The sequence below is a fragment of the Aquabacterium olei genome, assembly GCF_003100395.1.
Classification (GTDB): Bacteria; Pseudomonadota; Gammaproteobacteria; order Burkholderiales; family Burkholderiaceae_C; genus Aquabacterium; species Aquabacterium olei.
In genome coordinates this window covers 1868271-1893980 of sequence record NZ_CP029210.1, presented here as the reverse complement: position 1 = coordinate 1893980, position 25710 = coordinate 1868271, and the positions used below count along the sequence as shown (strand labels likewise).

The 25710-nt window shown below is 59.8% G+C and carries 21 protein-coding genes; 6 read left to right on the top strand and 15 right to left on the bottom strand.

Annotation, left to right across the window (positions count from 1 at the left end):
- The first annotated feature begins 507 nt into the window (after nucleotides 1-507).
- From DEH84_RS08660 to DEH84_RS08650, 3 genes are all read left to right on the top strand, one after another.
- The gene (locus tag DEH84_RS08660) at nucleotides 508-1014 is read left to right on the top strand and encodes a hypothetical protein (protein ID WP_109036494.1); all 507 of its coding nucleotides are present in this window, start codon (nucleotides 508-510) and stop codon (nucleotides 1012-1014) included.
- Between the two features lie 172 nt (nucleotides 1015-1186).
- A complete protein-coding gene (locus tag DEH84_RS08655; RefSeq protein ID WP_109036493.1) occupies nucleotides 1187-1417 on the top strand; it encodes a hypothetical protein in 231 nt (76 codons plus the stop codon).
- Between the two features lie 85 nt (nucleotides 1418-1502).
- Nucleotides 1503-2174 carry a hypothetical protein gene (locus DEH84_RS08650; protein WP_109036492.1) on the top strand — a complete coding sequence of 224 codons (672 nt, stop codon included), beginning with the start codon at nucleotides 1503-1505 and terminating at the stop codon, nucleotides 2172-2174.
- A 26-nt stretch (nucleotides 2175-2200) separates the two neighbouring features.
- On the opposite strand, the gene DEH84_RS08645 is transcribed toward DEH84_RS08650, so the two are convergent.
- Complete coding sequence (locus DEH84_RS08645) at nucleotides 2201-2416, bottom strand: hypothetical protein (RefSeq protein ID WP_109038292.1); 216 nt, start codon at nucleotides 2414-2416, stop codon at nucleotides 2201-2203.
- Between the two features lie 390 nt (nucleotides 2417-2806).
- Here DEH84_RS08645 and DEH84_RS08640 point away from each other — a divergent pair, with 390 nt between their 5' ends.
- On the top strand, nucleotides 2807-3388 hold the full coding sequence (locus tag DEH84_RS08640; RefSeq protein ID WP_109036491.1) for a JAB domain-containing protein: 582 nt from the start codon (nucleotides 2807-2809) through the stop codon (nucleotides 3386-3388).
- 186 nt (nucleotides 3389-3574) lie between these two features.
- On the top strand, nucleotides 3575-3880 hold the full coding sequence (locus DEH84_RS08635; RefSeq protein WP_109036490.1) for a DUF5983 family protein: 306 nt from the start codon (nucleotides 3575-3577) through the stop codon (nucleotides 3878-3880).
- 21 nt (nucleotides 3881-3901) lie between these two features.
- Here DEH84_RS08635 and DEH84_RS08630 read toward each other — a convergent pair whose 3' ends face one another.
- The 14 genes from DEH84_RS08630 to DEH84_RS08565 form a co-directional block, all read right to left on the bottom strand.
- Nucleotides 3902-6388 carry an AAA family ATPase gene (locus DEH84_RS08630; RefSeq protein ID WP_109036489.1) on the bottom strand — a complete coding sequence of 829 codons (2487 nt, stop codon included), beginning with the start codon at nucleotides 6386-6388 and terminating at the stop codon, nucleotides 3902-3904.
- A 158-nt stretch (nucleotides 6389-6546) separates the two neighbouring features.
- Entirely contained in the window at nucleotides 6547-7431 is an 885-nt protein-coding gene (locus tag DEH84_RS08625; protein WP_004629222.1) for a LysR family transcriptional regulator, read from the bottom strand.
- Entirely contained in the window at nucleotides 7428-8438 is a 1011-nt protein-coding gene (locus tag DEH84_RS08620; protein WP_009238667.1) for a phosphonate dehydrogenase, read from the bottom strand. Before DEH84_RS08620 ends, DEH84_RS08625 begins: the two co-directional genes overlap by 4 nt.
- A 24-nt stretch (nucleotides 8439-8462) precedes the next feature.
- On the bottom strand, nucleotides 8463-9260 hold the full coding sequence (gene phnE, locus DEH84_RS08615) for a phosphonate ABC transporter, permease protein PhnE (protein ID WP_009238668.1): 798 nt from the start codon (nucleotides 9258-9260) through the stop codon (nucleotides 8463-8465).
- Nucleotides 9261-9272: 12 nt separating this feature from the next.
- The gene (gene phnD / locus DEH84_RS08610; protein WP_046983516.1) at nucleotides 9273-10133 is read right to left on the bottom strand and encodes a phosphate/phosphite/phosphonate ABC transporter substrate-binding protein; all 861 of its coding nucleotides are present in this window, start codon (nucleotides 10131-10133) and stop codon (nucleotides 9273-9275) included.
- A gap of 2 nt (nucleotides 10134-10135) precedes the next feature.
- The gene (gene phnC / locus DEH84_RS08605) at nucleotides 10136-10954 is read right to left on the bottom strand and encodes a phosphonate ABC transporter ATP-binding protein (RefSeq protein ID WP_020200553.1); all 819 of its coding nucleotides are present in this window, start codon (nucleotides 10952-10954) and stop codon (nucleotides 10136-10138) included.
- A gap of 378 nt (nucleotides 10955-11332) precedes the next feature.
- Nucleotides 11333-12037: a two-component system response regulator KdpE gene (gene kdpE / locus DEH84_RS08600; RefSeq protein ID WP_109036488.1), complete on the bottom strand. Its 705-nt coding sequence runs from the start codon at nucleotides 12035-12037 to the stop codon at nucleotides 11333-11335.
- Nucleotides 12034-14793, bottom strand: a complete 2760-nt coding sequence (locus DEH84_RS08595) for a DUF4118 domain-containing protein (protein ID WP_109036487.1) — start codon at nucleotides 14791-14793, stop codon at nucleotides 12034-12036. The genes kdpE and DEH84_RS08595 overlap by 4 nt, the downstream gene beginning before the upstream one ends.
- Nucleotides 14794-14798: 5 nt before the next feature.
- A complete protein-coding gene (locus DEH84_RS08590; RefSeq protein WP_109036486.1) occupies nucleotides 14799-15764 on the bottom strand; it encodes a magnesium and cobalt transport protein CorA in 966 nt (321 codons plus the stop codon).
- 29 nt (nucleotides 15765-15793) lie between these two features.
- Entirely contained in the window at nucleotides 15794-16441 is a 648-nt protein-coding gene (gene kdpC, locus DEH84_RS08585) for a potassium-transporting ATPase subunit KdpC (protein ID WP_109036485.1), read from the bottom strand.
- 15 nt (nucleotides 16442-16456) lie between these two features.
- Nucleotides 16457-18541: a potassium-transporting ATPase subunit KdpB gene (kdpB, locus tag DEH84_RS08580; protein ID WP_109036484.1), complete on the bottom strand. Its 2085-nt coding sequence runs from the start codon at nucleotides 18539-18541 to the stop codon at nucleotides 16457-16459.
- A gap of 13 nt (nucleotides 18542-18554) precedes the next feature.
- Nucleotides 18555-20330: a potassium-transporting ATPase subunit KdpA gene (gene kdpA / locus DEH84_RS08575; RefSeq protein WP_109036483.1), complete on the bottom strand. Its 1776-nt coding sequence runs from the start codon at nucleotides 20328-20330 to the stop codon at nucleotides 18555-18557.
- 1 nt (nucleotide 20331) lies between these two features.
- The gene (gene kdpF, locus DEH84_RS08570) at nucleotides 20332-20421 is read right to left on the bottom strand and encodes a K(+)-transporting ATPase subunit F (protein WP_109036482.1); all 90 of its coding nucleotides are present in this window, start codon (nucleotides 20419-20421) and stop codon (nucleotides 20332-20334) included.
- Between the two features lie 708 nt (nucleotides 20422-21129).
- Nucleotides 21130-21609 carry a TIR domain-containing protein gene (locus DEH84_RS08565; protein WP_159098915.1) on the bottom strand — a complete coding sequence of 160 codons (480 nt, stop codon included), beginning with the start codon at nucleotides 21607-21609 and terminating at the stop codon, nucleotides 21130-21132.
- Nucleotides 21610-22203: 594 nt separating this feature from the next.
- On the opposite strand from DEH84_RS08565, the gene DEH84_RS08560 reads away from it, so the two are divergent.
- Complete coding sequence (locus DEH84_RS08560; RefSeq protein WP_109036480.1) at nucleotides 22204-25710, top strand: PAS domain-containing sensor histidine kinase; 3507 nt, start codon at nucleotides 22204-22206, stop codon at nucleotides 25708-25710.

Here is a 25710-nt window from a genome sequence, read left to right as displayed (position 1 = left end):
TCCCCTTCACACCCTGAAGGAGAACGTCATGAACGCATGCCCTCATGCGACAAGGGAAACGCGCGCCATTTGCGTGCTGTTGGGTGGCTCCGGGCTTGCCCGCGAGCCTGTGATCCGTCCTGCAGTGCTACCCGCATTGCTGAAGCCTGCGCCGCCTGTCTCGCGACAGGTCGAACAGGTCATGGCTTACCGTGCTGCCGCCTGAACCACTTGACTGTGGTACAGCGTCAGCACATTGACACCGTGGCGATTGACCTCGCCTGCAGTTCGGGTCGAACACGAAATGACGCGCAGACCTCCCCGGTCTCGCCCAACTTGTGTTCACCCGCGTTCGCATCCCATTGAAGTCAAACCCGATTGATCGGGAGCCCTCGACTTCATGGGATGTGAACCGTCTTTCATGTGCCTCAGCCATTCGGCTGTGCTGCACTTCCACGCAACCCTTTGGGGAGTCCACCGTCTCCCCGCCGGGATAGGTGTGCCCTCATCCTTTCTGGAGTTCACACCATGAATCATGAAGCGTCTCGCGCTCGCTCCAAACGCACCTGTGTCGAGATTGAAGAGTCCCGTGCCTGGATGGGCTTTTACCGCCGTGTGGGTCAGGACCCCGTCATGGCCGCCGAAGTCATGGCCCAGTTGGAGGCTGATCCGCTGATGAAGCGCAACCACCTGGCCCTGTACCTGTGCTGCAAGCAATCCTTGCGGACACACAAAGCCACAGCCGCACGCAACAGGCGCATCGGTCAGTTCGTGCGTTGGCTGTTCCATGGCGTTTTTGTTGCGCCAGCTTTGGCACTTCGACAAGTGCTGCGCCAAGGCGGCGACATCGCCGTTGAATGCCTGCCACCTACTGCCAACGAACCAGCTGCAACCCAGGTCAAGCGCCTGAAGAAAGCGCCGGAGTTTGCGCAGGCTCAATCGTCTTTTGAGGTCCAAGGTCCTGTGCCCAAGGACGTGCCATCCGCCACGTCGGGCGAGCTGTCAAAGCCCAATGCTGTGCCTCAAACAGCCTGATTCCCCGCACGTCAAGACCACCGCGTCTTGACCGTGCCGGGGCCAGCGCCCTGGCCCTGCCCAGATCGACCCACGCGCCTGCCCACCTGCTGGTGGTGCATGCCGCGTCCTCCCCCATTTCGCCCGAATCTGCCCGAGTGGCAGTGCGGCACACCCACGGAAGGAATTTCCCATGACCACTGCAACCGACGCCTTGTGCGCCATCGAGAAGCGTGCCCACCGGGCCATCGTGCAGGAACTGCGCTTGCTGATCAAGGAAGTGCAGGCCCTTCAGCCTGGCCTGGCAGGTGATGACCGCGCACATGCCCATGCACTGCTGCTGAAGCTGGAGCACCTCCGACAAAGCCAAGTGGTGGACAGCGTCTGCGATCAGCCCCCCATCCGGTTGGCCGCGCAAGGCTGATCCCGACCTGATAGCGACACAACACGCCTGCGGGGCCACGGCCCGAGCGGCGGTGCGCCCCAAGGCTTCCACACAAGGAATCCTCATGACCACGGTCACACTCAACTTGGAGCAAAAGCTCTATGTCATCACGGAGCGATCAGGCCACAGTTGCTTTGGCTTTGACAATGCTCGCGATCATGCCAACCAGATCGCACAGCAACTCGACCAAAGCCACCTGGCCTTTGCGCCAGGCGACTATGCCACGCTGGCGGGCTATCAGAAATACCTGATGGCCACAGCCGCATGGGGCCGCTCCCCACAGAGCCAACGCACCTACTTTGCGCCCGGGACCGATCCTAGAGCGGCCAAGGTGCTGGAGTCCTATCGCCGAACTGGCGAGAAGATCCGCCTGATACTTGGCGACCTCGCCACGGGTGAACCGTGGCTTGATGAGCATGGCGTGGTCGGCCGCATTGGCCGATCTGGCGGCATGCTCAAAATCCCCCTGCTGGTCGAGCCCGGCCAGTCAGGTGGCGGCGCCATCTTGACCGACTGCATCCTGTGCCTGGTGGACTGGCAGACCGGCAACACGCCGTATCGGCATCCAGCCTATCGCGAGGCCAACTTGAGCCTGTCGCCCAATGAAAGCCCGAACCTGCCATGGGCCGTGAGGCGAGGCAGCGATGCCATCGCTTGTTTCGCGGACATCGGCAAGGCCGCTTCCTACCTGGCCTTCATGCGCGGCGCCACCATCGAGCCACGTGTCTTTGCTTGATGAACCGCCAGGCTGCGTGCGCATTGCTACGCCACTGAGCGGCATTGCTGGTACTCGCGGTCGATCAGCCAATGCAGAAACTGGGTGTCCCTGGAGACGCCCCAGTAGTGCGCCTTGCATTGCGCGATGTAGGCATCCAGGTCAGCCAGCGTGCGGATGCCGACTGGCTCCAGATCGGTGATCAGCTTGAAGCGCTCAGTCTCTCGCCGAGTGAGCCGGATGTGGGGGCCAAAACGGATCATGGTCGTGCTCGTTGCATGGATTCGAGTCGCCATCTTGGCGAAATTTCAGGCCCGTGTCACGGCTTTGGCCACCCACTGAAACAAGATTTCTGTACTGAACTTCAGGTGATATTCAGCTATCACCCAGGCGTGCACTCAACAATGACCCGGTTCCATGGGGCCTTGTCCATGGCATGCAGCGATCAAGGCTTGAACGCTTCTGACCATCACGACACACTGCCCACCGCTACATGCATTCCATCGCGGAATGCGCTCCGACCTTGAGTCGGCGTCGCAGTCGTCACCTGCCTCATTGACCGTGCTGACCTCGCGTCAGCACATCCCGAGCGGGAACATCCATCCCCTCGGGACAGGACGTTCCCGCTTTTCCTTTTTGTGAAGGAGAAATCCGTGAATGTCACCCACTTGTCCAGTGCCGAACTGGTCAGCGAGTTACTCGCCGCACCTGTTCGCCAAGCTCCCCTCCCTTTGCCCTGCGCCTGCGATGCAGCAGCGACATACCAGGCCGTTGAGCACGCTCCCCCTGAGCTGGCCCACAAACTCAGCATCGCACGTGAGCTGCTGCTGCGAGACATGCGCGCCAAAATGCTGGATGGACCGGTCATGGCGTCACCCAAGGTTGTCAAGGACTGGTTGTGCATGTACTGCGCCGGTTTGGAGCACGAGGTGTTCCTGGTGCTGTACCTTGACGCCCAGCATGTTCTGATCGAGGCCGAAGAGATGTTCCGGGGCACCTTGACCCAAACGTCTGTTTACCCTCGTGAGGTCGTCAAAAGCGCGCTGGCCCACAACGCGGCATCCGTTTTGTTGGCCCATAACCACCCGAGCGGTCAATTGTCGCCAAGCAGTGCAGACGAACTCTTGACCCAGACGCTGAAATCCTCTTTGATGATGGTGGACGTGCGCGTGCTCGACCATTTCGTCGTAGGAGGCGACCGCATCCTGTCTTTTGCGGAACAGGGCTTGCTGTGAATAGGGCAGCCACATCCTCCCAACAGCCACCACCTTGTCATGCATATGATGGACAAGGTGTCTTGTTGGGCTCACTGGGCCGCTTGCGTTGGTTCCGCTGTCGGAACTGTGGGATGGACTTCCAACGCCCGTCCCGCAAGACTGTGCGTGAACCGAGTCCCCGCTCTCGCCAAGAAGGAGTTCGCCTTGGATAAACTCATCGTGACCAGGCTGTTGGAACTGGTTGAGCCTCTCGTCGCCCTGTCGATCAGCCACTTGACGGCGACCACACGCCAGAAGCTGGCCAATGATGACTTGTCGGTCAACGTGTACCCGAACGACCATGGTGGCTTCGTCTACGTAGGTGCCCCACCCTACACGGTGCCCGCTGAGAACGACATGGCCACGATCTTCGAAGCAGCCAGATTGGCTGGCATCGTCTGGCTCAAGTTCGACAGCGATGCAGCCATCGTGGACGGGCTGCCGATTTTCGAAGAGACCGATCCCCTTTGACCCCCACCGGGCGTCGCGCCATCAGGCCGACGCCCATTTTTTTGCGCCATCCACGTTCACCCCGTGACCGCGCATCGCATCCAGGTCGATCACGGCGTCGGCCATGGCGGTCAACTCCGGCGTTTGCGACACAAAGAACTCCCGCTGGTAGCCGCCCACGCGCAGCACCTCGCGCTTCATGGCCATGAACATGCGTTTGCGCTCGGGGTCAAGCGCCCCATCGGCTTCGTCAGAAAACAAGGCGTCGTAGCGCCGACCTGCATGCTGCGCCAGGTACAGCGCCACCGCCCGCGTCAGGCACTCGTTGACCCACACGCGCTCCCCTCCGCTCATCAGGCCCAGGCTCTTGCTGTCCCCCGACTCGCCGTCATGCACGACGATGTCAAAGCCCTCGCGTTGCTCGCCCTTGCCTGTCTCCACCAGCGTGAGGATGGACACGGAAAAGCGTGGCCCATAACAGGCCAGCAGCAAGTCATTGGCCAAGCCAGACAAAGCTGGTCCTGCATCGTCAATGGCCAGGGCGATCAGGCCATCGTTGCTCATGCATCGGGCAAACAGGTTCCAACTTCCCAAGCTGTCCTCCGCTCGGGCCATGCGAGACTGCACCTGCACACGCCGATCAGCCAGGGCCCGCGCCTGAGCCATCAATTCAATCCTGGACTGGGCATCGCGCTCGGCGGCCAGGTGGGCTTGCTCTGCGGTGGACAAGGCCAGGCGCTCTTGGGCCTCAGCCTGGGCGGCAGCGGCCAGCATCTGATGGTCAAAGGGCGTTGGCAACCCCTGAAGCACCGCATCCAGGCGATTGAGCGCCTCCCGAAAATGCTGCGCCTGTTGCACCAGCGCCTGCGCGATCCGCTGTCGTGTTGCCTCGATCTGTAGGCGCTCGGCCTGCTCTTCGGTCGTCTCGTTGCCTTGGGTCCGGCCAAGCTCTGCCATCAATGAGGACAGTTCAAGCTCAAGGGTCTGCAAAGCGGTGCGGGCTTGGCTGATCTGGCCTGCCCTGGTCGCCAGCAGCGACAAGCGAGACACCCGTGTTCGAGCCATATCGACCAAGCGTTCGACCCGGGCCAGCGCTTGCGGCGCCTGGGCCAGCTCTTCGTACCGATGGCGGATCAGGGAGAGTTCCTGTTCTGCCAGGGACTTGTCCTGCGCCAGGCGACTGATCTGGCCTTGTGCGCTGGGCATCAGAGACTGGGCTTCATGCGCATCCCCCAGCAGCTTGCATTGCCCTTGCAGATCAGTGCCCGCACAAGGCACCTCACCGACCAGGCCAAAGCGGTGCGCCAACTCCTGGGCCTTCAAAGCCGCCCTGCCTGCCTCCAGTTCGATGCTGGCTAGCTTCTGCACTAGCAGTCGTTCCGTGGCCTGTGCATCCCTCATCGCCTGCACCTGCTGTCGGCACACAACGATCTCCTGTTGCCTGGCACTCAGCACCAGTTCAGCCAGAGGCAGGCGATGTGCCGCACGCTGGACCGTGTCAGCTTCTTCCAGCACGTTCAGGCACTGGCGACGTGATTGCATGAGCGCGCTTTGCCGAGACTGCGCTTGCGTGCGCCTACTGTTGATGCGTTGCGCCAAGCGCTCCAAGCCTTGCAAGGCATCCTGCTCTTGAGCCTTGAGCCCCTCGATGGCTCGCGTGCCGGCAACGATCAACGCCTTGCGCTCCTCAAGCAACTGCGCACGACGCGCCTCGGTGCTCTGTGACTGATCCCGTTGTGCCTGCAAGCGGGCATGGCCAACCCGATGCCCATCCAATGCCTGCTGCGCTTGTTCTCGCTCAATCAAGGTCTGCGCAACTCGGTCGGATGCACCTTGCAAGCGATGCAGTCCCGCATCCAGGCGAGCATGCTCCGCATCTAGGCCGGCCAACTCCTGCCTGATGGACGACAGCCCGGCCTTGATCAGTTTGGCGGTGTCATTGGCCTTTTGCCCCAACGCTCGGATTTCTTCCTGGCCGAGCAAGTCGGACAGCAGGCTCTTGATCTCGGCATTGCGGTAGGTGCTGAGTTGGCGCTTGCCCTGCGCTGAGAACGCGGAGGTGAAGAAGGTATCAGCGCTGCCACAAATGGATTCCACACAGCGGCTGTAGGTCTCGACCTTGCCATCGGACACCAGACCATCGTCGAGACAGACGGGGCGCCATTGGCCCTCATCACTGAGTGCATGCAAATAGGCCTCGGTCTTGCGGCGCCCGTTGAGCCGGATCACCACTTGGGATCGATAGCACCTGCCTTCATGTGACCAGGTCAGATCCTTTTCGTTTTCCGGTAGACAGACATGGTCGTAGTAGGAAAAGCCGCCGGGGCCGCTCAAGGCCGCCCGTGACGGCATCGTCAGATAGGGGTGCATGTTGTCCATCAGCGTGGTCTTGCCCCGCCCATTGGCCCCTGCAATGGCGACGAGTTCAGCGCCATCGGCCAGGCGCTCGAAGTCCAGGGTCAACACGTCTTGCCCCAGGCCATAACGGATGCCCCGAAAGCCTTTGAGGGTGAGTTTCAGTGGTTGCATGGTTGGCTCCAGCGGTTTGCTGAAACCAGTTTCCGACGTGATGTCACGTTGTCAACGTCTGCCTGTCAGTACGGTGAATGCCAGCACTGCAGCGGTTGCGGTCAGTAAGATGCGCGCAGAGAAGGTCAGCTCTCGGCCAGAAGCAGACATTCGTTTTGCTATTTATATTCTATTGAGCCTAAATCCGGAGAATGGAGAATCAAATCTGCAAGGCTTGCCACCGGACCGCTTAACGAAGTTTCTGAGCGATGTACGAGATAAAGATCTTTGTAAACATCTTCTTCAATCGGAATTGCATGTAACCATCCGCTTGCCTGTTCATGCTTGACCGCGCTTTCCATCACAAGCGAGATTCCTAGCCCTGCGTGGACCGCGTGTTTGACCGCCTCGGTGCTACCTAACTGCATACCCACTGTGAACTCTGCCGAGTCGGCACCGGCATATTGTTGTAGTAGGCGCCCAGTTCCGGTAGCCGCTTCGCCTCCAAGCAAGTTCTGGGATTTTAACCACTTAAGTGGAATGGTCGACTCGGCAGCCCAAGGATGGCCGGGGCGAACAATGACAACCATCCTCTCGCGCCGCCATACTGTTGAGACGAACCCAGGACGTGAGTCCCACCACTCCATTACCGCTACATCCACTTCAAGCGTTTCCAGCAAAGCGGCAATCTCGATATTTTTGCCGATCCTCACATCGATCTTGTTTGCTAATTTATCTTGGAGCGCCTTGATATAGGGTTGTAAAAGATAAATGCCGATATTGGAGCTTGCACCAACGACCAGGCTTTTATTGTGGAGGGCTGCCGTAGCCTTATGGCTAGTACGGAGCAATTGTTCCGCATAGGGGAAAAAAATCTTTCCCTCCAATGTCAGGCTTTGCGGCATTGTTGCGCGGTCAATCAGCCGGGCCTGCAAAGACTGCTCCAGCCGCTTGATATGCTGCGTTACTGTTGGCTGGGACAATCCAGTTTGCTTCGCCGCTTCGCGAAAGCCCCCGCATTTGACGACGGCAATGAACGTCGCCACACGCTCCAGATCTATCACGCCGCCTTTACTCCCGGATACGGCTGATTAATCGCGCCCATCGGTTTTTCACCAGCGAGTGCCTGGATGATGTTCATCGCTGCCTGCCGCTCGATTTCAAGCCGAACTTCCTTGACCGCCGATCCCAAATGCGGCGTAAAAAACGTTTGTGCCGTATTGTCGAGCAGCGCCTTGGGGATAGCCTGCGGGCGATCAGCGCGTATCCATTCTTCCATCTCGAAGACATCGGCTGCATATCCAGCTAGTTTTCCAGACGCCAGTGCTGCTATCACCGCATTCTCATCCACGACCGAGCCGCGACATGCATTGATCAGGTAGCTACCGGTTTTCATCTTGGCCAACGCGGTGGCATCGATCAGATGCAGTGTCTCTGCGGCCATCGGAACCATCGGCACGACATAATCACATTTTTCGAGCAGTTCATCGAGCGTGACGCGCTGTACGTGCCAAGCCTTTTCTTGTTCGGCATTGAGCGGAATCGGATCGCAATACAAGAGATTCATTTCAAAGCCAGCCAAGCGCTGGGCGATTGCACGGCCGACCGCCCCCATACCAATGATGCCAAGCGTTTTTCCTGTCAAACCAGAGCCATATAGTGTCGGCCGCCAGCCTTGGAAGTGTCCGCTACGGATTTGCCTATCGCCTTCCAGCATATGCCTTGTCAAACCGAGAAGAAGGCCGATAGTCAGTTCAGCGGTCGGGATCGTAAGCAAATCCGGCACAATCGTAAGCCATACACCGTGGCGTGTGCAGGCGTTGACATCGAAGTTATCATAGCCTTTAAGCGCGGCGCCGATGACACGCAGCTTTGGACATTCCTCGAGAAACGCGCTGTCGATGCTGTCCGGCATGAAAGCCATGAGTGCATCCGCATCTTTGGCTCGCGCAATTACCTCAGAACGCGGCAAGGTTTCCCGTGTGGTGTTGGGGATAACATCGGCGCTAGCGGACAACAATTCGATGATTTCCGGGTGCACCCAGTGGGTGAGGACGACTTTGGGCTTCATAAAAACCTTTGTAAGCTTTGGGAGTTATTTGAACTTGCGACGCAGGAAGGAGCTGAAGGCGTCGACGAGGGTAACCATGCCTAAAATAACCAGCAAAATAGCCGAGACATCCTGGTATTGCATGATGCGCAGAGAGCCCATCAGCTCGAACCCGATTCCACCGGCGCCGACCATGCCCATCACGGTCGAAGCACGGAAGTTGTATTCCCATCGATAGATCGCGGTATCGGCCATTTGCGGAAGCACTTGGGGAAAGATCCCATGAAAAATCACCTGCAATGGCGTGCAGCCCGCTGCATGCGCGGCTTCTACCGGTGCCGGATCGGCATGTTCGATCGATTCCGAAAAAAATTTGGCGATCATGCCAACCGAATGTAAGCCTAGGGCTAAAACACCCGGCAATGCGCCGAAGCCAACGGCTGCCACGAACAGGATGCCCATGATCAGTTCGGGTATCGATCGCAAAGCGTTTAACAGGCCGCGTGTGGCTTGATACACGAGTGGATGAGGGCTAGTATTCCGCGCGGCGAGCACTCCTAAGGGAATGGATAGCAATACCGCGATTGCCGTGCCGGCGATACTCATGGCCAAGGTATCCAGTACCGGTTTGACCCAGGTGCCAGCCTGCGAGAAGTTCGGTGGGAACATCTCGCCGGCAATTTTTACCAGGCTTGGCATGCCATCCTTCAATCGCTCGGCATCAAATAGGCCGACGTAATACCAGCAACCGATCACAATCGCCAGCACAACGGCAAACTGCAGTATCGTGCGGTTCCATACGCGCTGGCGCTCGGCCAGAATCAAACCAAAATCAGCTTGCATGCTGTCGCTCACTTAGAACTTCGACAGATCGAGCTTGAGCAGTGTGCCAAGGCTGCGCACCACGTCATAGTCTTTGTCGCTGATCGGGCCGAAACCATCGGCTTTGAAAGGTTTCAGGACTTCCGGATCTTTGAGATTCAAGAAGGCTGCACGGATCTTTTCCTTCAGTTCCGGCTTCAGATTGCTGCGCATGGTCCACGGGTATTGCGGATATGGCTTCGATTCGGCAAGAACTTTTACTTTGTTGGGATCGACCAGTCCGCGCTGAACCAGGGATTCAAAAATCGGCTTACTCAAGCCGCCAGCCTGCGCGTGACCGTTTTGCACGGCCATGGCCACCGCGTCATGCGCACCGGCAAAGTGTTCGCGATAGTTTTCGCCGGCTTTCAAACCGTTTTCCGCCAATATCGACTTCGGAATCAAATGGCTGGAGGTGGATGCCTTATCACCGTAAGCGACATTCTTGTTGACGATATCACTGATTTTGGCGATGCCGGCGCCAGTATTGGCGATCAATACGGACTGGTAGGTAGTGCTACCCTTTTGCTTCATCGCTGCGAATGGCTCGATGTCGCTCTTTTGCTTAGCCAGCACATACGACAAGGGGCCAAAATATGCCATGTCGATACGGCCGTGACGCATGGCTTCGATCATTGACGAGTAATCAGTGGTAACCACCAGCTCAATTTTCTTTCCCAGCTCTTTTTCCAGATAGATTTCGAGCGGCTTGTTGTTTTTAATTACGGTCGATGCGTTTTCGTCCGGCAGCAGCGCAACTTTGAGCGTTTCTGGATCGGGATTGGATGATGCATGGCCAATGCTGCAGACGGCGGCAAGCAAGACAGACAATAATGCGGATGCGAGTTTTTTCATAATCAATCCTTTACGGTAGCAAGTTGCATGGGAAATGAAGTATCGATAAGCCGTTCCTCTCGAGCGTCTTGTGGAACGCTCAAAGAAGAACGGGGTACTTGTTCATACAGCGTGTCGTAACTGGCTTGATCCAAAGTCTGCGGGGCGGCATCAAAAATGACTCGGCCATGGGACAGGCCAATAATACGGTCGGCATAACGTTGAGCGAGGTCTACCTGATGCAGGCTGACGACCGCCGAAATCCCGTCCTCTTTACAAATGCGGTGCAGCAGACTTAGCACTCGCTCTGCAGTAGCAGGATCGAGGCTGGCTACCGGTTCATCAGCCAACACCAGTTTAGGTTGCTGAGCCAGAGCCCGGGCAATACCGATGCGTTGCTGCTGGCCGCCGCTCAATGCGTCGACACGGCTTAAGGCTTTGTGCAATAAGCCGACTCGGTCCAGACTTTGCAGGCATATGGATTGATCCTTCGCCGGGAGGGGGAATAGACTGCGTAATGCCGTGTGGTAGCCCATTCGGCCCATCGAAACGTTTTGCAAAGCCGTCAGTCGGCCAATCAATTGATGCTGTTGAAACACCATGCCAGTCTGTCGGCGATGCATGCGCAATGCACGCGAGTTCGCCAAATTTCCTAAGCCGGCGACAATGGTGGTGCCGCGCTGCGACGCATGCAGCGAATTAATACAGCGAAGTAGCGTGGATTTTCCAGCGCCGGAAGATCCGAGCAATACGGTGAACTGTCCCTGATGGAGTTTGAGAGTGGTGGGATACAGTGCAATCGCATCACCATAACTGACTGAGACATTCTGTAGTTCGATCATGACACCTCCGGCAGATTTGAAATCGTAATCAAAAATGATGACCTGATTACGAATCTGAATTGCAGCGATGGTAATGTCGTGATATGACACCCTGATGACTCGTTGATGTCATTTTTGAGACATGGTCGCGGGTGCCTGTGAGGGAAATAAGTTGTGCTATCTATGCCAAATATAGACGTCTGCTATCGGTCGATAGCCGCCGATCCAAGCGCGCAGCACGAGGGGCAGCTCTCAGCCTACAGCAGACCTCGTGAACTACGGCTTTGCCCCGCAAGAAGGTGGTAACCAAGTTGCGTTCATCCGCGCGGTGACGTCAGCCGGATTAAATTCGGTAAGGCCACATGGCCGATGCGTGGTTGCTGTTCGCGCTGCGCGGCATCAGAGCATCAGCCTGTAGCCCACCGCGGTCTCAGTAAGCAGATGGCGAGGTTGGGCTGGCTCGGCCTCCAGCTTCTGACGCAGATTGCGCATGTAGACGCGTAGGTAGTGGTTAGCCTCTAAATGGCTGGGCCCCCAGACGGCCTTGAGCAGTTGACGGTGAGTCAACACCTTTCCGGCGTTGCCGATCAGATGGGTGAGCAGGCGGTACTCGGTGGGCGTGAGGTGAACGACTTGGCCGTCGCGCGACACATGGCGCGCCGCCAAGTCAACCTCAACTGCGCCAAAGGCGAAGCGGCTCACCGGGACTTGCCCCCCCTGGGCTGCTACGGCCTGAACGCGGCGCTGGGCCACGCGCACCCTTGCCATCAGCTCACCCACCCCGAAGGGCTTGGTAAGGTAGTCGTCAGCTCCGGCGTCTAGGGCAGCGATCTTGTCCTGCTCATCGGCGCGGGCCGAAAGCACGATCACCGGCACGGACGACCAGCTACGTAGGTCCTTGAGGTAATTGATCCCGTCGTCATCGGGAAGGCCGAGGTCTAGGATGATGAGGTCAGGGTGACGTGTACCGGCATCGATCAGTCCCTGACGTACCGTCTCGCACTCATGTACCACCCATCGCTCGGCTTCCAAAGCCATGCGAACAAAGCGGCGGATGCTGGGTTCGTCTTCGACGATCAGGACGGAGGGTTTTGGTTCACTCATAACCGGGCAGCCTCCTCAATCCCCTCACGCGGTATGTCCGGAGGGCGCCCCAATGGCAGGGTGAGGACGAAGGCAGCCCCCCCCAGCGCGGAACGTTCAGCCCAGATGCGGCCGCCATGCGCCTCCAGGATGTTGCGGCAGATGGCAAGCCCCAGGCCCACGCCGGGAATGCTGCTCTCTCTCTTAGCGCGGGTGAATTTTTCGAACACAGCATCTTCTCGGCCGGCTGGCAGACCGGGGCCGTCGTCGGCTACGGTCAGCTGAAATTCCCCGTCCTTAACCTCGGCCAAGATCTCGATATGGCTATCCGCCGGCGTGTACTTGGCGGCGTTTTCCAGGAGATTGGCAAGCACGCGCTCTATCAACGCAGCATCTATCTCGACCAGGGGTAGCTCTGGCGCCAGCTGGGTCTGGACACGATGGCCGGCCAGCACGCTTTGCATGGATTGCAGCGCGGTACCGAGTACCTCATCAATAGGCAGCCATTCCCGACGCAAACGAACGGCTCCACTCTGCAATCGTGCCATGTCCAAGAGGTTGTTGACCATGGCAATGATGCGCTGAGACTCCTGGCGCAAGGCACCGGCCATCTCCAGCCCCTGGCGCGGCAAGCCCGGCAGCGTCGTCAAGGTATCCGCAAGTCCATAGACCGCCGCCAAGGGGGTGCGCAAATCGTGCGAGAGCGCCGAGAGCAGGGAGTTGCGCAATCGCTCCGACTCGATGTGCACCAGGGCGTTCTGCGCCACCTCCACGTAATGCACTCGTTCGAGCGCCTGACCCACGATGCCGGCCATGGTGTCGAGCTGGGCGCGGCGCTCGGGGCGCAGCACGGCGTCCAATCCGCTCGGGCGAAGGCATAGCACGCCGCGTGGCCGCATGGGTGCGGCCAGCGGCAGATAGAACCAGGGGTTGCCTGGTAGGGTGTCAGTAGCGAGGCCCGCAGCCCGACCATGGTCGAGGGCCCATCGCGCTGTGCCCAGATCGGGCGCATCATTCGCCCCCTCCCCCGTTGGGGGCAACGGCAGAGGCGCGTGCAGCTGCTCGTCTGAGCCCAGCACCAAAATCTGCGCACGGCCATGGAGCTCCCGCGCCAGACGGTCCTGAGCGATCTTCGCCACCTGCTCGGTCTGGAGGGCACCGGAGAGCTCTCGCGTGAGGTCAAACAGGGCTCGAGAGCGTGTCTCGCGCTCGGCCGCCACCTGGGCCTGATAGCGCAGATGGGCTGTTAGCTGACCGACGATCAGGCCCACCGCAAGCATCACACCGAAGGTCAGCAGGTACTGCACGTCAGACACCGCAAAGGACAGATGCGGTGCAACATAGAAGAAGTCGAAGAGCGCCACGCTCAGGAAGCTGGCCAGCACCGCCGGCCCACGTCCCAGACGGAGTGCAACAGCCAGCACCGTCAGCAAGAACAGCATGACGATATTGGCCTCGTCGAGCAGGTTCTGCAGCAGCCACGCAAGCGCCGTAGTGAACGCGCACGCTGCACATGCCAGACCATACTGAGTAGCCTTGCGGGTCGCCCCCCCCCACTTTGCCTGCGCAGGCAAGGGCTCGACTCGGTGGCCAACGGCTGGTGGCAGGCCGACCTCAATCAGATCGACGTCCGGCAAGGCTATCGCGAGTTGTTCGTACAAGGGACGACCGCCCATCAATCGACGCCAGCCGGGGAGAGCCGGACTGCGTCCGAGCACCAGCTTGGCGAGGTTGTGCTCGCGCGCATGTGCAGCCAGCGCTGTCGCGGTGTCTTGGGCCTGGAGCACTGCGGTGGCGGCGCCCAGGTCCTGGGCTAGTCGCATCTGCCGGAGCACGCGCTCGCGCCGTGCATCAGGCAAGCGCTTCAGCGCTGGCGTCTCGACATAGACCGCATGCCACGAGACGCCAAGTTGCTGGGCCAGACGTGCGCTGCTGCGCAGGACATGTTCGGCGCGCGGTGTCGGCCCGACCGCACAGAGGATGGCAGCCTCGGTACTCCAGACTTGAGCGATCGCTTCGTTGCTGCGCCAAGCCTGGACATCATCTTCCACACGATCGGCCGTGCGGCGAAGCGCCAGCTCGCGCAGGGCAATCAGATTGCCCTTGCGGAAGAAGTGCTGAGCCGCTCGCTCGGCTTGCGCTCCCATGTAAACCTTGCCGGCCTTAAGCCGCGCTAGCAACTCGTCGGCCGGGGTATCGACCAGAAGCACCTCGTCGGCAGCATCAAAGAAGCGGTCGGGCAGGGTCTCCGTGACACGTACGCCAGTGATGCCGCCCACCACATCATTGAGGCTCTCAAGATGCTGGACATTGAGGCTGGTGTAGACGTCAATGCCATTAGCCAGCAACTCCTCCACGTCCTGCCAGCGCTTGGGGTGACGTGAGCCGGGTAGATTGCTGTGCGCCAGTTCGTCCACGAGCATCAGCGGACGCGGCTGCCCGTCCAACACGACGGGTTTGAAGCGTTCCAGCGCCGCATCTAGGTCGAACTCCGGCAGGCGATGACCGCGGTGCTCAATCAGGCGCGGGGGCAGCAGGGGCAGGCGCTCGACCAGGGCCTCTGTCTCGGCCCGGCCATGGGTCTCCACCACGCCCACCAACACCTGACGGCCCTCGGCCAGCAGCTTGTGCGCGGCCAACAGCATGGCGTAGGTTTTGCCCACGCCAGCCGAGGAACCGAAGTAGATGCGCAGCTTGCCCCGCGCGGCCTTCTCTTCGTCCCTCCGCAACTGCTCGAGCAGCGCCTCGGGGTCGAGACGCCCGTCGTTTATCGTCATTGTCTTTAGATCCAGCCGGCGCGGCGAAAGCGATACCACAGCAAGCCAGAGACTGTGGCGATCAGGCCCAGCGCCGCCGGGTAGCCCCAAACCCACTTGAGTTCGGGCATGTGCTCGAAGTTCATGCCCCAGATGCCCGCAAAGGCGGTCGCCATAGCGAAGATGCCGGCCCAGGCCGCCAGGCGTTTGGTCACGTCGCTGTCCTCGATGGCCACCATGGAAAGATTGACCTGGATGGCGGTGGCGATGGTTTCACGAACCGCCTCGATGGCGCCGTGGATGCGCGCCAAGTGGTCTGCCACGTCGCGGAAGTAATGCTCGGACTTGCTGCAAACCGGCGGGACGCGACCTCCATGCAGCTTGGACAGCATTTCGAGCATGGGTGCCACCGCGCGGCGCAGTTGCATCAGCCGCCGTTTGAGGGCATACAAGCGCTGGATGTTGTCGCGCGCCGCGCCGTTGGTGAAGATGCTCTGCTCAATCTCCTCCAACTCGGCCTCCAGCAAGTCCACGACCGGGAAGTAGCGGTCCACTACAGCATCCATCAAGGCATAGAGCACGAAGCTAGGACCCTGGCGCAGTAACTCGGGCTCGCGCTCGGCGCGCTCACGAACGCCCAAAAAATGCTGGGAGCTATGCTGACGCAGCGAGAGTACATAGCCGGCGCCAACGAAGACAGCCACTTCTCCACGCTGAATCTCTGCACCTCCCCAGTCGACCAGATGCATCGAGACGAACAGATCGTTGCCGTACTCGTCGATCTTCGGCCGCTGCTGGCCTTTGAGCGCGTCCTCCACTGCGAGCGGGTGCAGCTTGAAAAGATGCTGCCATGGCTCCAGTTCAGCGGCGTCGGCGTCACGCAGCGCCACCCACACGAAGGTATCGGACTGGTCCAAATAGGCCCCCACTTCGCCTGGAGTCAGATCCGCCAGCTTGTGGCCCTCGCGATAGGCCGCGCAGTTGATTAGCATCGCCGCATTGTGACCTCATGTGCCCAGGTTCAAAAGCTGCGGTGTACGCTCAGAGCCAGGCCCTTGCCCGGGTTCTTGACCTCCTGACCCGCGAAGTTACCGCCGTCTAGCGCCAGATTGAGCTTGAGCACGTTGACACGCGGCTCGCCCAGCACGTGCAGATCGCGGTCAGCGGTATTGGACTCGATCAGGGACTGCACTGCGTCCAGCGGCAGGCCCCGCTCGCGGGCCACGCGCGGGGCCTGGTATTGGGCGGAGGCAACGCTGATATGCGGGTCGAGGCCGCTGGAGGAAGCTGTCACCAGGTCGATCGGTACGGGGGCCATATTGGTCGGATCGGCCGCACGCAGCGCCACTATGCGGGTCTTGACGGCATCGGCCAGAGAAGGGTTCAGCGGGCCTTGATTCGAGCCACTGGACAGCGACGCGTTGTTGGACATCGGACCGGTTGCAGAGGGGCGCCCCCAGAAGTACTTGCGTGAGCTGAAACTCTGGCCGATCAGCTCGGAGCCGACGGTCTTGCCGTCCAACTCGATCAGGCTGCCCGCCGCTTGCTTGGGAAACAAACCATGTCCAACGATGGTCACCGCCAGCGGATAGAGCAGGCCAGTAATGGCCGAGAGAAGCACCAGGCTGACGAGTGCCGGTCGGAGAGATGTAAGCAAATGGGCCTTCATGATGAGTCAGCCTCCTTAAACGAGATGCAAGAGCACCAGCAGCCAGTCAATGAGCTTGATGCCGATGAAGGGCACGATCAGGCCGCCAATGCCGTAAATCGCCAGATTGCGGCGCAGCAAGGTGGCGGCGCCCACGGCGCGATAGGGCACGCCCTTGAGCGCCAGGGGGATCAGCGCGACGATGATTAGGGCGTTGAAGATGACCGCAGAAAGGATGGCCGAACTAGGGCTATGCAGGCCCATTACATTCAGTGTCCCCAGCTGCGGGTAGACGCCCACAAACATGGCCGGGATGATGGCGAAGTACTTTGCGACATCGTTGGCGATGGAGAAGGTGGTGAGCGAACCGCGGGTCATCAGCAGTTGCTTGCCGGTCTCCACCACCTCTAGCAGCTTGGTGGGGTTCGAATCTAAGTCCACCATGTTGCCGGCCTCCTTTGCAGCCTGAGTGCCGCTGTTCATTGCCACAGCCACATCGGCCTGGGCCAGGGCGGGGGCATCATTGGTTCCATCGCCGGTCATGGCTACCAGGCGGCCCTCGGCTTGGTAGTCGTGGATCAGCTGGAGCTTGGCTTCTGGCGTGGCCTCGGCTAGGAAGTCATCCACCCCGGCCTCGGCCGCGATGGCTGCCGCGGTGAGCCGGTTGTCGCCGGTGATCATTACGGTCTTGATGCCCATGCGGCGCAGCGCGGCAAAGCGCTCTTTGATCCCGCCCTTGATGACGTCCTTGAGTTCTATCGCGCCCAGCACGCGGGCACCATCGGCGACGACCAGGGGCGTGCTGCCACGGCGGGCGATTTCGTCCACGACAGCTGCGACCTCGCTTGGGAAGCTGCCCCCCAGACTTTCTACATGCTTGCGGATCGCGTCCTGCGCACCCTTGCGGAGCTGGCGGCCGCCGCTCGCCAGGTCCACGCCGCTCATGCGGGTCTGTGCCGTGAAGGGCACGAACTGCGCGCCGAGGCTGCCGACCTCGCGCTCGCGCAGACCGTACCAGCTCTTGGCCAGTACAACGATAGAACGGCCCTCGGGCGTCTCATCGGCCAGCGAGGCGATCTGGGCGGCGTCTGCCAGTTGGGCCTCGCTCACGCCCGGTGCAGGCACAAAGGTGCTAGCCTGCCGGTTGCCCAAGGTGATGGTGCCGGTCTTGTCCAGCATCAGCACGTCCACATCGCCAGCCGCTTCCACGGCCCGGCCCGAGGTGGCGATTACATTCGCCGCCATCATGCGGCTCATCCCCGCCACACCAATGGCCGACAGTAGCCCGCCGATGGTGGTCGGGATAAGACACACCAGCAACGCGGTCAGCGCAGTGACCGAGACCACGGTGCCGGTATCTGCCACTTCGACGCTGAAGACCGAAAACGGCAGCAGCGTCACTGTGACCACCAGGAAGACCAGAGTCAGGGCAACCAGCAGGATGGTCAGCGCGATCTCGTTGGGCGTCTTCTGGCGCTTGGCGCCCTCCACCATGGCGATCATGCGGTCCAGAAAGGACTCACCGGGGTTCACCCCCACGCGCACCACCAACCAATCCGAGAGCACGCGGGTGCCACCAGTGACAGAGGAGAAGTCTCCTCCGGATTCGCGGATGACGGGCGCCGACTCGCCAGTGATGGCGCTCTCGTCCACCGAGGCCACACCCTCAATGACCTCACCGTCCAGCGGGATCAGGTCGCCTGCCTCGACCAGAACCACATGACCTTTGCGCAGTTCTTCGGATTGGGTGGGATGCCACTGCGCGCCGTGGCGCGGCTCATGCAGCTTCTTGGCCCACGTTTTGGTCTTGAGTCCGCGCAGCGAGGCTGCCTGGGCCTTGCTACGTCCCTCGGCAAGGGCCTCTGCGAAATTGGCAAACAACACTGTGAACCACAGCCACAGAGCAATGGCCAGCATGAAGCCTGATCCCTCGGGACCGGCGAGCGCGGGGTTGCCGAAGCTGGCGGCCCACAAGCCCGTGGTCAGCACACTGCCCGCGTAGACAACGAACATCACTGGATTGCGCCACTGTACGCGGGGGTCCAGCTTGGTGAAAGCCTCCAGCCCGGCCTGCTTGACCAGCCGAGGTTCAAGTACGAAGTCTTTGGTGTTCTTGCTCATGATGGTTTGCCCCTCACTTCCAGAGCATCAAGTGCTCAACGATGGGACCCAGGGCCAGTGCGGGCACATAGTTCAGCAGGCCCACCAGCAAGACTGTGCCGATCAGCAGCACGACGAAGAGTGGACCGTGGGTGGGCAAGGTACCGCTGCTCACCGGTACGCGGTTCTTTCCAGCCATGGAGCCGGCGATAGCGAGCACCGGGACAATCACGCCGAAGCGACCCAACCACATCGCGAATCCCAGCAGGGTGTTGTAGAAGGGTGTGTTGGCCGAGAGACCCGCAAAGGCCGAACCGTTGTTGTTCGCCGCAGAGGTCAGGGCGTAGAGGATCTCCGAAAAGCCATGGGCGCCAGGATTTGCTACCCCCACCTTTCCCAGTGGACTCAGTACCGCGATGGCCGTGCCGACCAACACCACAATAGGCGTGACCAAGATGGCGATGGAGCTCATCTTCATCTCGTAGGGCTCAATCTTCTTGCCTAGGTATTCGGGGGTGCGACCAATCATCAGACCAGCGATGAAGACCGCCAGCAGGGCAAAGACCAGCATGCCGTACAGGCCCGTGCCCACGCCACCAAACACCACTTCGCCTAGCTGCATCATCACGAGCGGTACCATGCCGCCGATGGGCGTGTAGGAATCGTGCATCGAATTCACTGCACCACAAGAGGCCGCAGTGGTCACCACTGAAAAGAGGCTGCTCGCATTGATGCCGAAGCGGGTCTCCTTGCCTTCCATGTTGCCGGCAGCGGCATCCACGCCCTGCGCATGCAAAAGCGGGTTGCCGGCCTGCTCGGCGGTGGTCGCGATGACCACGGCGACCAAGAACATGGTGCTCATTGCCGCCAGGATGGCCACACCCTGGCGCTGGTCACCGACGATGCGACCGAAGGCAAAGCACAGTGCCGCCGGAATCAGAAAGATGGCCAGCATCTGTACGAGGTTGGACATCGGGGTCGGATTCTCGTAGGGATGGGACGAGTTGGCATTGAAGAAGCCGCCCCCATTGGTGCCCAGCATCTTGATGGCCAGTTGGGAGGCCACCGGCCCCATGGCGATAAGCTGGGTGTCCGTCTCCTGGTCCTCCATCACAGACTGGCCCTGCGCATTCTTCAGTGGCTGTCCATGAGCATCCAACTTCGGCGTCTGGTAAGTGGTGGTCTCGAGGGTCTGTACGGCCTTGTAGGGGTCGAAGTTCTGTGGCACTCCCTGCCCGACAAAGAACATCGCCAGCACGAAGCTTATGGGCAGGAGCACCCACAGGGTGATGCGCGTCAGGTCGACCCAGAAGTTGCCCACGTCGTTGCTGAGCTTGCGTGCGAATCCGCGCATCAGCGCAAACCCCACTGCGATGCCGGTGGCGGCCGACAGAAAGTTCTGAACCGTAAGCGCCAGCATCTGGGTCAGATAGCTCATCGTTGCTTCACCAGCGTAGCCCTGCCAATTTGTGTTCGAGACAAAACTCACCGCGGTGTTGAAGGCTGAATCCGCCGTCACGGCTGGCATTCCTTGTGGGTTCAGCGGCAGCACATGCTGAAAGCGCTGCAGCGCATAGACGGCTAACAGGCCCAGCATGTTGAACAGGAACAGCGCTATGGCGTACTGCTTCCAATGCTGGCCCTGCTCAGGCCTCACACCGGCCAGCTTGTACAGAGGGCCCTCGACCGCGACGATCATGCGCGGCAGTCGTCCATCGCAAACAACTACAAGCCACTTGGCCAGAGGCCATGCCAGTAGCAGCAGGAGGCACATGAACAAGGTCAAGTTGATCCATGCTAGGCCGTTCATGTCAGAACTCCTCGGCGCGGACCAGAGCCACGAGCAAGTAGACAAAGAGGCCGGCTGCAAGCAGGCCGCAGATCCAGTAAAGGAGGCTCATTGCTGTCCCCCCTGCAGGCGGTGACTTGCGCCGGGCAAACCGAGTACCAGTCCAGAGAGCGTTAGGCTAAGACCCACAAACATCCAATCCATACTGTGCAACTCGCAATCTATGTCGATGCGAGCAGCTTAGGTAGGGAGGCATCAGGGTGTCGTAGAAGCTAGCGTCAAATGCATCAAGAACGTATAAAGATCGCGTCTCAAGAAAATGCCAGAATTGAGCACAAGCCATCCAAATCACCGCCCCGGACAACTAAGTGGGCGCAGGGGCTTGAGAAAGATCTTGCGGCGTCGACCGGCTGAGGCTTGCGGTACCGTCGTTTCTACTCTGATGCGCGCTCGACAGATAGTCGCTGTTAGATACCCGCCGTGTTCGCCGGAGAACCGTAATAGCGAACCAGTGGAATACAGGTCGTCTCCTTAGCATCGAGCTTGCTTGGGCGGTACCGCCTTGGCGCTCGGCAACTGCTCCTGGAAAACCGTTCTACCGGCACCTGTTCAAGGTTCCACCCCGAGCTGGGGAGCGTCCGTCGCCAGACCTCTAAAGTCGCTTGGCGCAGGCCGACGAAACCTGCAAACGCTTCCTTCCTTGGCGCGAGCCCACCACCCTGCTCGCCCCTGCCTTAGCGAATGAAAATGCCGACGTGGCACGGTGAGACATCTACGACCTTGATTTAGGCCTTGAACGTGTCTTGCATTATGTTGGTCCCTATTTTCCCAACCACGCTCGAACAATGTCGAGGCTACCTCCGGGTGGACAAAGCGAAGATCGTAGCCCGATCTCTTTCACGGCCTCCTGCAATGAACAAGATGCGTCCGAGATCGCCGCATTGATATCGCGGCGATGCCCGTCGAAATAGAACTTGTGAATTCCTAGGCGATGAGCGACGGCAGCGGGAGCTCCCGCCTCGTCAGGCATGACCCAGAAAACCCTGTTCGGACCGAGCGCCCCTACCATGAGCCCGATCAGAAACAGAGTCTCCTCCGTTCTAAGACCGGCTTCCCTGTTTGGTGTTCGAAGGCACGCCACGTCCGCAGGGGACGAGACGAAAACTGCGATGTCGGACGTTGAAATGAGCGTTTTCGCGCGGTCGATGGAGAAGCGATTCATGTTGCCGACATCCCAAGACCATAAGGTGACACCGAGCGATGTTTCCAGCTTGCGATGCAAAGCCAAAGAAACGGCCATCCCTTCACTGGTGGACGCTATGAACATGCCACTTCCTCAACATTTCCCGAAGGCGTCAAACTTCTCAGCATATCGGCAACCTTCTACCCTGGCAAAGAAGGACATTCTGAAGACCGACATGCCGCGCCTACCTTTCGTCATTAGTCGACTGAATGATTGTTGTGCCGGGCGCTTCGGCCTGTGAAGGGCCTGCCATGGCTTTCGTTCGCGCAGCCTCTAAGCTCCCACGGAGCTTGGCTACTGCCGAGAGCAGCAGATGTGCACGGACGTCATCGTCATCGCTTACCGCTTGTGCGTCAGCCCAGCCAAATGGCGCAAGGAGGGAGATCAAGGCGCTCACCTCCTCTGCGCTCAAAGCACAACTGAGTTCCCGTTCGCATGAAGAATGTACTGTCACTTCACCTCCTTTGACGGAGTCAATTTTGACGCCAAGCGGGTCACCTCGGCGGTCGAACAGCGTGGCCCTTCGTTCAGGGAAGCGCACAACCGATTTCATCGAGTGAAACAATCTTTAACTGTGTGTATCGCCATCATGAGAACGTTGTTAATCTGACGGACCTGGTCAAACCCGATTCACCGCCGAATCCCCATCACATGCCAAGTCAACTCGACGTCCTGAACACGATGTCGCTTCCCGAGATGGAGATGCGGCGAGCGGCTGCGCTGCAAGACTTGCTTGTTCGTGGGCAGTCGCTTCTGTGGGAGACCGACGCCAAGGGGCGAGTGACCTCTTTCACCGCACATGGACATAGCGCCTCCGGCTTAGATACAAGCACTGTACTCAATACCGATTGGACATCGTTCGTAGATCCCCTGGACCAAGTCCAGGTGCTCGCGGCGTGGTCCGCAGCTCGGGCGGCAGGAACGGTACTGACATGTGAAGCACGCATCTTGACCGGCGAGGGCCGCTCACGGTGGCACAGAGTCAGCGCTGCCCCCGTGTGCGACATTCGCGGCGAACTCGTTTCCTGGGTTGGCACAGCGGGGGACATCCATGACCAAAAGCTCCGAGACGCTGAGTACAGCAAAGCGCGAGAGGTCCTCGACGCGCTTGAGCGGTGTGGAGACGGCCTTCTGTATCTAAAGGACCGGGAAGGGCGGCTCGTGTGGTGCAACGACGCCGTGCTCGATGTGTTGGGCAAGGACCGTATCGAGGCCCTCGGTCGCCTTGCCACGGCCTACATGCGCGAGGATCGGGACGCCCAGCATGTCACGCAGCATGACCTGCAAGTGGTCAATGAAGGTCGGGCCCTCTTAACCGAAGAGATCTTGCACGATCCGCACCGCGTCTATCTTTCCTGCAAGGCGCCGTGGCGGGACCGGACAGGTTCCGTTGTTGGGCTTGTCGGCGTGTCGATCAACGTCACCAACGAGAACCGCATTCGTTCTCAATGGACCCGGGATTTCGCCCTACTGCACCATGCGACGCCAATTGTCGTCAGCCATTTTGACAAGGACCTCAGGCACCTCTATGTGAGCCCAGCGATAGAGACGATCACGGGCATGCCGCCGGCGACATTTTTCGGGAAATCGAACCGGGACCTCGGGATGCCGTCGCACCTATGCGATCAATGGGACAACGTGATGCACGCGGTCCTGGCAGATGGATGCCCCCGCGAGATCGAATTCTCTTACGCAGGGCCAGACGAGAAGCAGCGTGTCTTCCGCTCCCTGCTCAGTGCAGAGAAGGATGGGCACGGCAAGCCGTCGACCTTAGTGGCTGTGGCATACGAAGTGACCGAACTCAAAGCTCAGCAGGCCTTGGTTCGCGAGCGAGAGGCCCGGCTTGCGGCTGCATTGAGCGCCGGGAAGCTGCAGACATGGACTTACCTGATAGGGGAGAACGTGTTTCTGGTGCCCGTCAGTACGCGCCGGCAACATGCGATAAGGGGTGACTCGGACAGGGTCTGCTGGGCTGATGCTTTTTGCGGCATTCACCGCGACGATGTCGAACGCGTTCAACAGAGTCTCCTTCGATGTGCGCACGATAAGGTCGACTACGACGAGACCTATCGGGTTCAGGACGATAGCGGACACTGGCGTTGGGTCAGAGCTGCGGGGCGGCATGTCCCACATGACACAGTAGACGGAGGAGCCTCGCACATCGCTGGGGTCACCTTTGATCTGACCGAAGAGCGTAAAGCTCAGCAGCGCTTACGAGACAGCGAAGAGAGCTTGCGACTTGCAGTGGACGCAGTGGACGCTGGTCGATATGACTGGGACCTTGCGACTGGAGAACTCAAGTGGGATGCTCGAACCCGTGCGTTGTTTCATTTGCCCGCAGGACAGGAGCCGTCGTACGACCATTTCTTGTCCCGGCTACATCCGGACGACCGCGTGCGGCTTGCAGCAAGGGTGGGAGCGCAACTGGATGGTTCTCAGTCCGACGGAATATGGTCTGAGCGCTATCGCGTCCTTCAACCGGATGGCACCCTGCGGTGGCTGGAGAGTCAGGGCCGGGTGATGTTCACTGAAAACGAGACCCCCCGCAGACCCATGCGATTTATCGGGCTCGTCACCGATGTAACCGCGGAAGTCGAAACCGCGGAGCGTTTGGCGGCCAGTGAGGGAGCGCTGCGAAAAAGCCTCAGTGCTTTGGCGGAAAGCGAAGAGCGAATGCGGCTGGCCATGGAGTCATCATCGCTCGGGTGGTGGGACATGGATGTCCCCAGTACCCGCATCGTCTGGAGCGGCAGCGCGCGACGCCTGTTCGACATGCCGGAGGAGGGGGATGTGCACCTCGATGAGGTGCTGGTACGCGTCTACAAAGAAGATCTGCCCCGAGTGCGGCTTGCGATCGAGTCAGCGATGGCTTCCCACGCGGACGGTATCTTTCATGAAAGCTATCGCGTCCTATGGCGGGACGGTTCGCTTCGCGATGTGGAAGCCATTGGCAGAGTCAGGTTTGAGCATCGAGACTCAGGTCGCCAAGCCACTCGATTCAGCGGCGTTCTGTGGGACACCACCGAAACGCGCACGATGTGGCGAACGCTCCAGGACAAGGGCGCATACGTCGAAGCGCTACTGCGGACTGCACCGGTGGGCATTCTGAGTGTCGACGAGGCTGGGCACATCACCCGCTCAAATCCGCTCATGGACTCGTTGTTCGGACCTTTGAGGCGCGGCGCTCAAGTTCGCGATGAGTCACAACGGTGGGAAAGCTACTGCGCGGATGGAACACGACTTGCACAAGCTCGGTACCCTGTACTTCAAGTCCTCGACGGATCGATTCGCTCCGAGGTCGAAGTTCAACACGTCACAAGCCGCGACGGACGCAGTCTATGGCTCCGTCTGATCGCCTCCCCTGTTGTGCAGCAGGACCGGCCTGCCGGAGCGGTGATGGTGTGCGTCGACATTGATGCGGAGCGCCGCACTTTGGAGGTCCTGAAAGAGGCAGACGCGAGGAAGGAACAGTTCTTCGCCATGCTGGCGCATGAAATCCGCAATCCGCTCGGGGCCATCTCTAACGCCAACCACATCTTGTCGCGTGACGCCCATCTCAGTGAGCCCTCGATTTTTGCTCGAGGCGTGATCACGAGGCAAAGCAAGCAATTGCAATGTTTGGTCGACGACCTGCTCGAGGTGTCTCGGATATCCAGAGACAGCTTTACTCTGAAGACTGCGCCGACTTCGATCCGCCAGGTACTGCTCTATGCGTGTGATCCCGCCCTGATCCGAGCCCAGGCAAGACGGCAACGTCTGACGATCAATGTTCCGGAGCAAGACGTTGTTGCCAATGTGGACCCCACACGGTTGTCTCAAGTCCTAGACAACCTGCTTGGCAACGCGATCAAGTACACGCCGGAAGGGGGCACCATAGAAGTCACATTGACCAGCAGCGCGGAGTATGCGGAGGTCACCATCTCCGACAACGGGATGGGTATCCAGGTCGACGAACTCGATAAGGTATTTGACTTGTTTCACCAGCAAAAGACTCAGGATCGACACGCCGCCCTGGGGTTCGGCATCGGTCTTGCGATGGTGCGACGTCTGGTCGAGCTGCATGGGGGTCGAGTATGGGCCGAGAGCCAAGGCCCGGGCACTGGAGCGAAGTTCGTGGTTCAGATTCCATTGGGCATTGGCGCCCACAATGCTCATTGA